The 12,043-nt window shown below is 65.1% G+C and carries 14 protein-coding genes; 13 read left to right on the forward strand and 1 reads right to left on the reverse strand.

The window, feature by feature from the left end:
- Positions 1–13: 13 nt before the first annotated feature.
- From HGI46_RS12205 to HGI46_RS12265, 13 genes are read left to right on the forward strand one after another with little or no spacing between them, the layout of a single operon-like run.
- Positions 14–1,045: an acyl-CoA dehydrogenase family protein gene (locus HGI46_RS12205; RefSeq protein WP_168904393.1), complete on the forward strand. Its 1,032-nt coding sequence runs from the start codon at positions 14–16 to the stop codon at positions 1,043–1,045.
- Complete coding sequence (locus HGI46_RS12210; RefSeq protein WP_168904394.1) at positions 1,038–2,189, forward strand: acetyl-CoA C-acetyltransferase; 1,152 nt, start codon at positions 1,038–1,040, stop codon at positions 2,187–2,189. Before HGI46_RS12205 ends, HGI46_RS12210 begins: the two co-directional genes overlap by 8 nt.
- Positions 2,190–2,194: 5 nt before the next feature.
- Positions 2,195–2,635: a nuclear transport factor 2 family protein gene (locus HGI46_RS12215; protein WP_206065694.1), complete on the forward strand. Its 441-nt coding sequence runs from the start codon at positions 2,195–2,197 to the stop codon at positions 2,633–2,635.
- A gap of 21 nt (positions 2,636–2,656) precedes the next feature.
- Positions 2,657–3,562, forward strand: a complete 906-nt coding sequence (locus HGI46_RS12220; RefSeq protein WP_168904395.1) for an SDR family oxidoreductase — start codon at positions 2,657–2,659, stop codon at positions 3,560–3,562.
- 22 nt (positions 3,563–3,584) lie between these two features.
- Positions 3,585–4,640, forward strand: coding sequence for an acyl-CoA dehydrogenase family protein (locus HGI46_RS12225; RefSeq protein WP_168904396.1), 1,056 nt, complete (start codon positions 3,585–3,587; stop codon positions 4,638–4,640).
- Positions 4,637–5,815 (forward strand): acyl-CoA dehydrogenase family protein, encoded by a 1,179-nt coding sequence (locus HGI46_RS12230; protein WP_168904397.1) that lies wholly within the window; start codon positions 4,637–4,639, stop codon positions 5,813–5,815. Before HGI46_RS12225 ends, HGI46_RS12230 begins: the two co-directional genes overlap by 4 nt.
- Positions 5,812–6,597, forward strand: coding sequence for an SDR family oxidoreductase (locus HGI46_RS12235; protein WP_168904398.1), 786 nt, complete (start codon positions 5,812–5,814; stop codon positions 6,595–6,597). Before HGI46_RS12230 ends, HGI46_RS12235 begins: the two co-directional genes overlap by 4 nt.
- Positions 6,597–7,058, forward strand: coding sequence for a MaoC family dehydratase (locus HGI46_RS12240; protein WP_168904479.1), 462 nt, complete (start codon positions 6,597–6,599; stop codon positions 7,056–7,058). Before HGI46_RS12235 ends, HGI46_RS12240 begins: the two co-directional genes overlap by 1 nt.
- A 5-nt stretch (positions 7,059–7,063) precedes the next feature.
- Complete coding sequence (locus tag HGI46_RS12245; RefSeq protein WP_168904399.1) at positions 7,064–7,441, forward strand: steroid Delta-isomerase; 378 nt, start codon at positions 7,064–7,066, stop codon at positions 7,439–7,441.
- A 12-nt stretch (positions 7,442–7,453) separates the two neighbouring features.
- On the forward strand, positions 7,454–8,656 hold the full coding sequence (locus HGI46_RS12250; protein WP_168904400.1) for an acetyl-CoA C-acyltransferase: 1,203 nt from the start codon (positions 7,454–7,456) through the stop codon (positions 8,654–8,656).
- Between the two features lie 22 nt (positions 8,657–8,678).
- Positions 8,679–10,226, forward strand: a complete 1,548-nt coding sequence (locus tag HGI46_RS12255; protein WP_277346321.1) for a FadD3 family acyl-CoA ligase — start codon at positions 8,679–8,681, stop codon at positions 10,224–10,226.
- A 28-nt stretch (positions 10,227–10,254) separates the two neighbouring features.
- Complete coding sequence (locus HGI46_RS12260; RefSeq protein ID WP_168904401.1) at positions 10,255–11,022, forward strand: SDR family NAD(P)-dependent oxidoreductase; 768 nt, start codon at positions 10,255–10,257, stop codon at positions 11,020–11,022.
- Complete coding sequence (locus HGI46_RS12265) at positions 11,022–11,381, forward strand: nuclear transport factor 2 family protein (RefSeq protein WP_168904402.1); 360 nt, start codon at positions 11,022–11,024, stop codon at positions 11,379–11,381. Before HGI46_RS12260 ends, HGI46_RS12265 begins: the two co-directional genes overlap by 1 nt.
- A 36-nt stretch (positions 11,382–11,417) precedes the next feature.
- Here the strand turns inward: HGI46_RS12265 and HGI46_RS12270 are convergent, their stop codons facing one another.
- The gene (locus HGI46_RS12270; protein ID WP_346766726.1) at positions 11,418–11,957 is read right to left on the reverse strand and encodes a flavin reductase family protein; all 540 of its coding nucleotides are present in this window, start codon (positions 11,955–11,957) and stop codon (positions 11,418–11,420) included.
- Positions 11,958–12,043 lie beyond the last annotated feature (86 nt).

Here is a 12,043-nt window from a genome sequence, read left to right on the forward strand (position 1 = left end):
GAGGGACAGGCACATGGACTTCACCCTCAACGACGAACAGCTGATGTTTGCCGACACGGCGCGGACGCTGCTGGGCAATACCTGCACGCCGGATCATTGGCACAAGATGATGGAACAGGGCGTGGCCTTCGATGCCGCGCGCTGGGCGCAGATCGTCGAGAACGGCTTTACCCTGCTGCTCCTGCCCGAAGCGGCAGGCGGCATGGGGCTGACCGAGCTGGACCTCGCGCTGATTGCCATCGAGGCAGGCTATGTCGCACTGCCCGAGCCGCTTGCCGAAAGCGCCGGCGTTGGTGCGCCGCTGCTGGCAAGCCTTGCGTCCGAACATCCGGTGCTGGCCGATCCGGCGGCGATCGTCGCGGTGGCGCCAACGATCAATCCAGTCGTCGCCAATGCCGACGTTGCGGCGGCTATCCTGATCGAGAAGGATGGGCGGGCTTATCTCGTCACTCCGGATCAGGTGACGCTGACGCCTGCCGAAACCATCGACCCGTTCCGCCGCCTGTTCGGCATCGAGTGGGACGCAAGCAAGGCCGAAGACCTTGGCCCTGCCGACTGGACGCTGGCGCTCGACCGCGCATCGCTGTTCGCGGCGGCGCAAGGGCTGGGGCTGGCGCAGCGGGCGGTCGACCTCGCCGTCACCTATGCCAAGGACCGCATGCAGTTCGGCAAGCCGATCGGTTCCTATCAGGCGGTGAAACATCACCTTGCCAGCGCGCAGACTGCGATCGAGTTCGCCCGGCCCGTGGTGCTCGCCGCTGCCGCCGAGATCGGCCATGGCGACGTTCATTCGCGGGCGCGCGTGTCCGAGGCCAAGATCGTGGCGCTGGAAGCGGCAGAAAAGGCCGCACGGGCATCGATCCAGGTGCACGGTGCGATGGGCTACTCGTGGGAAGTGGACGTCCACCTGTTCCTCAAGCGTGCGCTGGCGCTGAAGGCGGCATGGGGCACGCCCGCGTTCCATCGCAGCCGCGTTGCCACGCGCATCTTCACCCAGCCGCTTGGCGCCGACCAGACCTTTGCCCGCGAGACAGAACATGCCTGAAGCCTATATCGTCAACGCCGTGCGCGCGCCTGTCGGGCGCAAGAAGGGCAGTCTTGCCCACCTCCACCCGGCCGACCTTGCCGCGCATCCCATCCGCGAACTGATGGCGCGGCACGATTTCGACCCGGCGCTGGTCGAGGACGTGGTGTGGGGCTGCACCGAGACCATCGGCGGGCAGGCGGGCGACATCGGCCGCACCGCTTGGCTCGTCGCCGGTCTTGCCGAGGATGTGCCGGGCGTGACCATCGACCGCCAATGCGGCAGCGCCCAGCAGGCGGTGCACTTTGCCGCGCAGGGCGTGATGAGCGGGACGCAGGACATTGTCGTTGCCGGTGGCAGCCAGGCGATGAACCGCATTCCGATCATGACGGCGATGACTGCTGGCGCGGCCTATGGCTTCGAAAGCCCGTTCCTTGGCGCCAAGGGCTGGGACGCGCGCTATGGCGACGAAGAAGTGAACCAGATCCGCTCGGCCGAGATGATTGCCGAGAAGTGGGCCATCACCCGCGAGGAAATGGACGCTTTCGCCTATGAAAGCCACCGCCGCGCCCAGCACGCAACCGAGCAGGGCTGGTTCGGGAACGAGATCGTGCCACTCGAAGGGCTGGACCGCGACGAGACGATCCGTCCGGGTACGACGCTCGAAGGCCTCGCCTCGCTCAATCCCGTGCGCGAGGGCGGGCGGATCACGGCAGGCAACGCAAGCCAGAACTCCGACTGTGCAGCCGCGCTGCTGATCGTGAGCGAGCGAGCACTCAAGGAGCACAACCTCAAGCCGCGCGCGCGCATCCACCACATGTCGGTCCGCGCCGACAATCCGGTGTGGATGCTGACCGGGCCGATCAATGCCACGCGCTATGCCATGCAGAAATCCGGCATGAAGCTTTCCGACATAGACCTGTTCGAATGCAACGAGGCCTTCGCCTCCGTGCCGATGGCGTGGATGAAGGAACTCGATATCCCGCATGAGAAGGTGAACGTTCAGGGCGGCGCGATTGCGCTGGGCCATCCGATCGGATCGACCGGTGCCAAGCTGATGACGACGCTGCTCAATTCGCTGGAGCGCACCGGCGGCCGTTATGGCCTGCAGACGATGTGCGAAGGCGGCGGGCAGGCCAACGTCACGATCATCGAGCGGCTCTGATCATCATGGGGTCCGCAACCGCCATCACCAACCTGCTCTACCGCTACGCGGAACTGATGGATGCAGGGAAGCTGGAGGAGGTCGCCGCGATGTTCGAACATGCGCGGGTCACCCTCGGCGGTGGCAAGGTGATCGAGGGCGCGGCTCCCATGCTCGAACAGTGGCGGGCGTTCGTGCGCATCCACCCCTGCGGCACGCCGCGCACGCGCCACGTCATCACCAACCCGATTGTCGAGATCGACGAGGCGGTGGGAAGGGCGAGCTGCCGGTCGGTCTACACAGTGTTCCAGCAGACGCCGGAGCTGCCGCTCCAGGCCATCGCTTCGGGCCGCTATCACGACACGTTTGAGCGCGTGGAAGGCATCTGGCGCTTCGCTACGCGCGACTATTCCATGCTCGATTACATCGGCGACCTTTCGCAGCACCTGCTGCTGCCGGTCGGATGAGGAACTTCACAGGAGATACAAGTGGGCATCTGCGAAAATCGCACTGTCATCATCACCGGAGCCGCCGGAGGGCTTGGCCGCGCCTATGCGCTGGCCTTCGGCGCGGAAGGCGCAAACGTCGTGGTCAACGACATCGGCACCTCGCTCGGCGGTGAAGGGCGCGATACCAGCGCGGCTGACGCCGTGGTCGCCGAGATCAAGGCGGCGGGCGGCAAGGCCATCGCCAACTACGAGGACATCACCGACTGGGACGCGGCCAAGCGCATCGTCGATGCCGCGATCGAGGCGTTCGGTGACCTGCACGTGGTCGTCAACAACGCCGGCATCGTGCGTGATCGCATGTTCGTCTCGGCCACGGTCGAGGAATGGGATGCGACGATGCATGTCCACTTGCGCGGCCATTTCTGCATTGCGCGCCACGCCGTGAACTACTGGCGGGCCAAGCAGAAGGACGGGCGCGATCCCGATGCGCGGATCATCAACACCTCGAGCGGCGCAGGCCTGCAGGGCTCGATCGCCCAGGCCGCCTATTCGACCGCCAAGGGCGGCATTGCCTCGCTGACGCTGGTCCAGGCGGCAGAGCTTGGCCGCTATGGCATCACCGCCAATGCGCTGGCCCCTTCGGCCCGTACCCGCATGACCGAAGGCGCCTTTGCCGAGAAGATGAAGGCGGTGGAAGAAGGGTTCGACGTGATGGACCCGGCCAATGTCGCGCCGACCGTCGTTTGGCTCGGCAGCGCGCACAGCGCCCACGTTACCGGGTGTGTCTTCGAACTCGAAGGGGGCAAGATCATGCTGGAGGACGGTTGGCGCGAAGGGCCGTTCGTCGATCAACAGGCGCGCTGGGAGCCTGCGCAGGTGGGCGAAGTGGTCGACAAGCTGATCGAAGCGCGCCTGCCGCCGCGCAAGGTATGGGGCACGGCCTGAAGGCCCAGACGGAGTAGAGACGATGGAATTTGCCTTCACCGACGAACAGGCGATGATCGCCGAGACCGTGCGCGGGTTCTTTGCCGAGAACGCGACGAGCGAGCGCACGAGGCTGGCCATGGCGGCTGACGGGATTGACCGCGAGTTGTGGTCCTCGTTCGCGAACGAGTTGGGCCTCGCTGGGATCGGCCTGCCCGAAGAGCATGGCGGGGCAGGCCTCGGCATGGTCGAAATGGCGCTGGTCGCCGAAGCTGCAGGGGCGCAAGTGGCGGCGCTGCCGCTGCTAGGACATGTGATGATTGGCCAGGCCATCGCGCGTGGTGGTTCGGAGGCGCAGAAGGCGGAGTGGCTGCCGCGGCTCGCTGCGGGCGAACTGATCGCGACGGTGGCTTGGGCGCCCAAGTTGAGCGTTGCCGATGGCCGGATTTCCGGCACTTTCCCGTTCCTGCCGCACGGCGCTTCGGCTGACCTCCTGCTGGTCCATTCTGGCAGTGAGGCTTGGATCGTCGACCTCAAGGGCGCGGGCGTGAGTGTCCAGGCGCACGTGACGATGGACCAGACCCGGCCCTTCGCCACCGCGACGCTCGATGGCGCGCAGGGCGAACAGCTGGCCGATGGCGACGCGGCGATTGCCGGCGCTCTTGCCGCCGGGTGGATCTGCCTTGCCGCCGAGGCGCTGGGCGGAGCGCAGGCGACGCTGGATCGGACCGTGGCCTATTCCAAGGAGCGCGTGCAGTTCGGTCGGCAGATCGGTTCGTTCCAGGCCTACAAGCACCGGCTTGCCGACATGATGATCGAGATCGAGCAGGCGCGCTCGGCGGTCTATTGGGCGGCCTGCGCGGTGGACGAGGGGTCGGACGAGGCGCAGGTGGCGCTCCATTCGGCCAAGGCGTTCTGTGCCGACACCTACTTCATGTGCGCAGGCAACATGATCCAGCTGCACGGTGGCATCGGCTTTACGTGGGAGCATGACGCGCACCTGTTCTTCAAGCGCGCGCGCTCGATCCAGACGCTGCTTGGCGATGGCCAGTGGCACCGCGAGCAGGTTGCCTCGGCGGTTCTCGGGGCGGCTGCATGAAGCTCGGATTCTCCCCCGCCGACGAGGCCTTCCGCGCCGAGTTCGCGGAGTGGCTGCAGGCGGAAATGACCGGGGCATTCGCCGACATCCGCGGCATCCCCAACCTGTGTGACGCGATCCCGCGCCGCAAGGAGTGGGAGCAGCGGCTGGGCGAGGCGGGCTGGAGCTGCATTGGGTGGCCGCGCGAATGGGGTGGGCGTGATGCGACCATCGCCCAGCAGGTGATCTTCGCCGAGGAATACGCGCGGGCGGGCGCTCCCAACCGCATCAACCACATCGGCGTGGAGCTGGCCGGGCCGACGATCCTCGCTTTCGGGTCCGAGGAGCAGAAGGCGCGCTATCTGCCAGAAATCGCGGCGGGGCGGCAGATCTGGTGCCAGGGCTATTCCGAGCCGAATGCCGGGTCCGACCTTGCCAACGTCAAGACCAAGGCGCGTCTGGAAGATGGGCAGTGGGTGGTCAATGGCCAGAAGGTCTGGACGAGCCTTGCCCATTATTCGGACATGATCTTCGTCGTCGCGCGCAGCGAGGAAGGTTCGGCCGGACCGAAGGGCCTGTCGTTCCTGCTGATGGACATGGACCAGCCCGGCATCGAGGTCCGCCCGATCCGCCAGATCAATGGCGAGGCCGAGTTCAACGAGACCTTCTTCACCGACGCGCGCTGTGCCGCCGATGCCATGCTCGGCGCGGCAGGCGAGGGCTGGAAGGTGGCCATGGCGTTGCTGGCGTTCGAGCGCGGGGTTTCCACGCTCGGCCAGCAAATGCAGTTCCGCAACGAACTCGATGCGGTGATCGATGCGGCCAAGGCCAACGGCAAGGCTGCCGATCCGGTACTGCGCCAGAAGATCGCGCGGGCGGAAACTGGCTTGCGTTTGATGCGCTATGGTGCGCTGCGGATGCTTTCGGGCACCGATCTTGCCGCCATCGACGGCGCGGCGCTGACCTACAAGATCCAGTGGGCAACCTGGCGGCGCAACCTTGGCGAGCTGGGCATGGAGGTGCTCGGACAGGCGGCGGAAGTCGCCCTCGGTGACCACTACTCCTGGCCGACCCTGCCCAACCTGTTTCTCTTCAGCCGTTCCGACACGATCTACGGCGGCACCAACCAGATCCAGCGCAACCTGATCGCCGAGCGCGGTCTGGGACTCCCGCGCGAACCGAGAGGCGAAGCATGAGCGTTCCCGTTCCTCCCTATCCGACCCCGCTGGGCATGCTGAAGGGCAAGACGGTCGTGGTCACCGCCGCCGCCGGCACCGGCATCGGCTTTGCCGTGGCCAAGCGCGCCGCCGAAGAGGGTGCGCGTCTGCTGATCAGCGACTTCCACGAACGGCGTCTGGGCGAGGCAGCGGATCGCATCGCGGCAGAAGTCGGTTGCGAGCGTCCGTTCACGCAGGTCTGCGACGTGACCAGCGAGGCGCAAGTGCAGGACTTGCGCGATGCGGCGCTGGAAAAGCTCGGCAAGGTCGACGTGCTGATCAACAACGCCGGCCTTGGCGGCGAGGTCGATGTCGTCGACATGACCGACGAGCAGTGGAGCCGCGTGCTTGATGTGACGCTGACAAGCCTGTTTCGCATGACGCGGGCGTTTCTGCCTTCGATGTATGCAAACAAGTCCGGCGTGATGGTCAACAACGCTTCGGTGCTGGGCTGGCGGGCACAGAAGGGCCAGGCGCATTATGCCGCGGCCAAGGCCGGCGTCATGGCCTTCACCCGCTGTTCCGCGCTGGAAGCTGCGGACCACGGCGTGCGCATCAATGCCGTCGCGCCGAGCCTTGCCATGCACCCGTTCCTCGCCAAGGTGACCACCGAGGAGCGTCTTGCCGAACTGGTCAAGACCGAGGCCTACGGTCGCCCCGCCGAAGTGTGGGAAGTGGCCAATGTCATGCTGTTCCTCGCCTCGGACCTGTCCTCATACATGACCGGCGAAATCGTCCCGGTCTCCAGCCAGAGGGCCTGATCGTGGCGGTGGTGTTCGAAAAGCCCGCCGATCTGCTCGGCAAGGAAGGCACGCTGTTGCCGCCGACCGAGTGGCTGCTGATCGATCAGGAACGCGTCAACGGCTTTGCCGATGTGACTGGCGATCACCAGTGGATCCATGTCGACGTCGAGCGCGCCAAGGCGGGGCCGTTCGGCGGCACCATCGTCCATGGCTACCTGACGATGAGCCTGGTCAACTACTTCCTACCCCAACTGATCGAAGTGCGCGGCTTTGCCCATGCGGTGAACGTCGGCGCTGATCGCCTGCGCTTCCTTTCGCCGGTCAAGGTCGGCAGCCGCATTCGCGGGGTGGGCGAAGTGGTTTCGGTCGAGGAAGTGAAGGGCGCCATCCAGTCGGTCGTGCGCGTCACCGTCGAGATCGAGGGACAGGACAAGCCCGCCTGCGTGCTCGATACCATCAGCCGCTATTTTCCGGAGTGAATGCGATGCCTGATCCTAAGGTGATGGAAGCTGCCGTCCACGAGTATGTCGCCGCATTCGATGCCGGTGCGCCCGAACGGGTTGCTGCGCTGTTTGCGGAAGACGCCACGGTCGAAGACCCGGTGGGGACTGAACCCAAGGTAGGCCAGGCGGCGATTCTCGAATTCTACACCGCCTCGATGCAGACCGGTGCCAAGCTCGCGCTCGATGGCGCGGTGCGTCTGTGCGGCCCTTATGCGGCGTTCGCGTTCACGGTCCACCTCCACTGGGAGGGCAAGGATCAACGGGTCGAGGTGATCGACACCTTCAAGTTCAACGACGACGGCAAGGTCGTTGAGATGCGGGCCTATTTCGGGCCTTCCAACATGCACGGCTTCGGCTGAGAGGATATAGACATGCGTGAAGCCGCCATCGTTTCGACCGCCCGTACTGGCGTGGGCAAGGCCTATCGCGGGGCCTTCAACGACACCGAAGCTCCGGTGCTCTCCAGCCACGTTGTCAACGCCGCCATCGCGCGCGCAGGAGTTGATCCGGCGCGGGTGGACGATGTCTACCTCGGCGTCGGCAACCACTGGAACACGCAGAGCTACAATCTCGGACGGCTGACCGTGCACGGTTCGGTCCTGCCCGACACGACTGGCGGCTTCACGCTCGACCGCAAGTGTTCTTCCGGCCTGAACGCCATCGCGCTCGCGGCGCGCGGGATCATGTGCAACGAGATCGACGTTGCCGTAGCGGGCGGCATGGAAAGCATCTCGCTGACCATCAACAAGCACGCCCCGGCCTTCCGCAACCGTTCCGAATTCATCAAGGCAGCGGATCCGCACGCCTACATGGTGATGATCGAAACCGCCGAGATCGTGGCCGAGCGTTATGGCGTGACGCGCGAGGAGCAGGACCGCTTTGCCGCACTATCGCAGCAGCGCGCTTCGGCGGCGCAGGAAGCTGGCAAGTTCGATGACGAGATCGTGCCGATCACCGTCACCAAGGCGCTTTTCGACAAGGAAGGCAACGAGACCAGCAAGGAAGAAGTCACCCTCGCCAAGGATGAAGGCGTGCGCGCGGGCACGACCTATGAGGCGCTGGCGGGCCTCAAGCCGGTGTTCAAGAACGGTCAGGTGATTGCCGAGGGCAAGCATATTACCGCAGGCAACGCCAGCCAGCTTTCCGACGGTGCATCAGCGCAAGTGCTGATGGACCTCGACACCGCCAAGGCTGAAGGCCGCCCGGTGCTGGGCATCTATCGCGGCTTTCAGGTGGCGGGCTGCGGGGCCGAGGAAATGGGTATCGGCCCGGTCTTCGCGATCCCCAAGCTGCTCGACCGGGCGGGCTTGAAGATCGAGGACATCGGCCTGTTTGAGATCAACGAGGCCTTTGCGTCGCAGGCCGTCTATTGCCAGCAGAAGCTCGGGATCGATCCCGACAAGCTCAACGTCAACGGCGGCGGCATTGCTATCGGCCACCCCTTCGGGATGACCGGGTCGCGCCTTGTCGGCCACGCTCTGATCGAGGGCAAGCGCCGCGGCGTGAAGTACGTCGTCGTGTCGATGTGCGTGGCGGGCGGCATGGGCGCTGCCGGCCTGTTCGAAGTGGCTTGAGCTGGTTGAGAGGCCCAATCCCATGACCGAGGCAATGGGCAACTGGCCCGGCTCGATCCCCGGCGCAGCGAAGGCGGCAGCCGAGCAGTGGCCTGATGTGCCTGCGCTGATCGTCGGCGCGCGGCAATGGACCTTCGCCGAATTGTGGGCCGATGCCCGCCGTTCGGCCTCGGCCATGCTGGCGAGTGGCATCGCCCATGGCGACCGTGTGGGCATCTGGGCGCCGAACACGCGCGAATGGATTCTCGCGGCGTTGGGCGCACAGGCCGTTGGCGCGACAATCGTGCCAATGAACACGCGCTTCAAGGGCGGGGAGGCCGCCGATATCCTTCGCCGCGCACGGGTGAAACTGCTGTTTGCCCCGGCCGGTTTTCTGGGTCAGGACTATGCCGCACTGATCGCAGGCGAGGACCTGCCCGATCTGGTCGAAACGGTTCACATCGACCGGGATTTCGACGCCTTTGTGGCGCGTGGCAAGGGGGCGGATGATCCAGCGGTTGACGATGCATTTGCCGCGGTTTCCCCGGACGACATCTGCGACATTATCTTTACCTCGGGCACAACTGGCAGGCCGAAAGGAGCCTTGACCGCTCACTGCCAGGCGACACAGATCTTTGGCGACTGGGCGGTACGGGTCGATCTCCGCCCCGGCGATCGCTACCTGATCGTAAACCCGTTTTTCCATACGTTCGGCTATAAGGCAGGTTGGTCGGCCTGCCTTGTTCGAGGCGCAACGATCGTGCCGATGGCGACTTTCGATGTCGCTGAAATGGTCCGCCAGATCGAGCAGAACCGGATTACCTTCATTCCGGGTCCACCAACGATCTACCAGTCGCTGCTGCAGGAACTGGCGGGCGACCGGCCGCGCGATTTCTCGTCACTCCGGGTCGCCGTGACCGGGGCTGCACCCGTGCCGCCGGTACTGGTCGAGAGGATGCGCAGCGAACTGGGCATGTCCAACATCGTCAACGGCTATGGCATGACCGAGTGCGGCTGCATTTCGATGACGCGACAGGGCGACGATGCGCTGACGGTTTCCAACACCTGCGGTGTTCCGCTGCCCGGACTTGAGGTGCGGTGCGTTGGTGACGACGGGCAGGATGTGGACACCGGGAAAGCGGGCGAGCTGTGGGTGCGTGGCTATGGTGTCATGCGCGGGTATCTAGACGATCCGGCAGCCACGGCTGACGCGATCGACAGCGATGGCTGGCTTCATACCGGCGATATCGGCACGATCGATGACCGCGGCTACCTCAAGATTACCGACCGCAAGAAGGACATGTTCATTTCAGGCGGGTTCAATGTCTATCCCGCCGAGATCGAAGCCATACTTGCCAAGCATCCCGCCATTGCGCAGGCCGCGGTGATCGGAGTGCCCGATGAGCGCATGGGCGAGCAGGGCAAGGCGTTCATCCTGCCGCGAACCGGGTGCGAGGCACCTTCGGAAGCGGAAATTGCCGCTTGGGCGCGGCAGGAAATGGCCAACTACAAGGTGCCCCGCAGTTTCGTGATCGTTGATGACCTGCCGAGGAATGCTGCCGGAAAGGTGCTGAAGACGGAACTGCGCTGATCAGGGCGCAGAGATAACGGAGAGAGCAATGCAGCGATTTGTCGGCAAGGTTGCAATTGTCACCGGAGCGGGATCGGGCATCGGCCGCGCCGCAGCAATCCGCTTTGCGCAAGAGGGCGCGCGAGTATTCTGCGCGGATCTCAATCTTGCGGCGGCGCAGGCAGTCGTGGCTGAGATCGGTGAGAGCGCAAGCGCGGTAAAGGTCGACGTGGCCGACCATGCCAGCAACGTTGCGATGGTGGCGCAGGTCCTGGCCGAGGCCGGCCGGCTGGATTTCGCCTTCCTCAACGCCGGACTCTACGGTGCTGCCGAAGGCCTCGACACGGTTGACGAAGCGCTGTTCGACAAGCTGGTCTCGGTAAATCTAAAAGGCGCGTTCAACGGCATCAAGGCGGTGCAACCGGTGATCGAGCAGGGCGGCGCGGTGGTGGTCACGGCCTCGGCGGCAGGCGTCGTCGGCCATCCGGCGAACCCGGCTTACAGCGCGGCCAAGCACGGCGTGGTCGGGCTGGTGAAGTCCTGCATCGATGCATTTGCGGCGCGTGGCGCGCGGATCAACGCGCTGTGTCCCGGCGGTGTCGAGACGCCGCTGATCGGCGCGCCCGATGTTGCGATCGTCGGTGGCCAGGAGCTTCCGCGCGTGCCCTTGCGCGGCATGGGACGCGCGCAGCATGTTGCCGAAGTGGCGCTGTGGTTGTGCAGTCCGGCCTCGGGCTTCATCACCGGGCAGGCACAAGTGCTTGACGCAGGACTGCTTTCGACCTTTGCACCAGTGACGCTGCCCGTAGGCCCCTGATGGGCGCGGATGCCGCACAGGCGAGGATGAAGGCCGCACTGCAGGCCTACGTCGACCGGATCAATGCTGGCGATGTGGCCGGGGTGATGGCGCTGTTCGCGCCCGATGCGGTAATCGAGGATCCGATAGGGTCGGAACCCCGCAGCGGGCCAGCGATCGCCGCGTGGTTCGCCGATACCGTTGCCTACCAGACCCGGATCACGCCGGTGGCACCCCATCGCGGATCCCACGCCAACGAGGCGCTGTTGATCTTCGACGTGGAGTTCACGCCGCCGGGCGGCCAGCGCCTGCGCATCCGCTCGGCCGATGCCTGCCGTTTCGACGAAGAAGGCAGGATCATAAGCCTGCGGGCATTCTGAGGGCCGGACGACATCCAGCCCGCGTGATGGGTGGCTTCAGCCCAGCGGGGCCGGGCGGTAGAGTGCACCGTTGGCCCAGCCGACGATCTCTTCGCTCGCAGTCGTGATCAGATCGTCGACTTCGCCGAGCAGAAGATCATGCGTGCCGTAGCTGATATGTTCGCGGATCGTGCAGAAAATCGCAGCGGGGGCGCCTTCGATGTACCACACGCCGTGGTGCACGGCATGGACATGTTGCCGCCAGTCGTCCTGCGTAAAGCGTGCCGCGCGGGCGGCGGGATCGGCAAAGGGTGCCATGTGACCATCCTGCCGGCTGTGCAGCAGGTTGATGCAGAAGCGGCCAGCACGCATCATCGCCGCGTGTGCGCTGCCGGAACGGTTGACGCAGATGGCCATGGATGGCGGGTCAAGACAGACGGGCATGAGCGCGGACATGGCGAGGCCGACCGGCTCACCGCTGTCCGTATCGAAGCTGGTGACGATGCCGACGGGCGCGGGCATGATCCGCAGGACGCTCTTCAATCTTGCATCGAGCGGTGAGGTGTCGTGCGGTGCGGCCGCGACAGCATCTGTCACAGATAATCCCCTTTCTGCGCGGAATCAGAGGTTATTCTGCTTCCGCATTGTTATTTGCGCTGTTGCATAGCAAGATGTCTACGCAA

The sequence above is a fragment of the Novosphingobium sp. ERW19 genome, assembly GCF_012641315.1.
Classification (GTDB): domain Bacteria; phylum Pseudomonadota; class Alphaproteobacteria; order Sphingomonadales; family Sphingomonadaceae; genus Novosphingobium.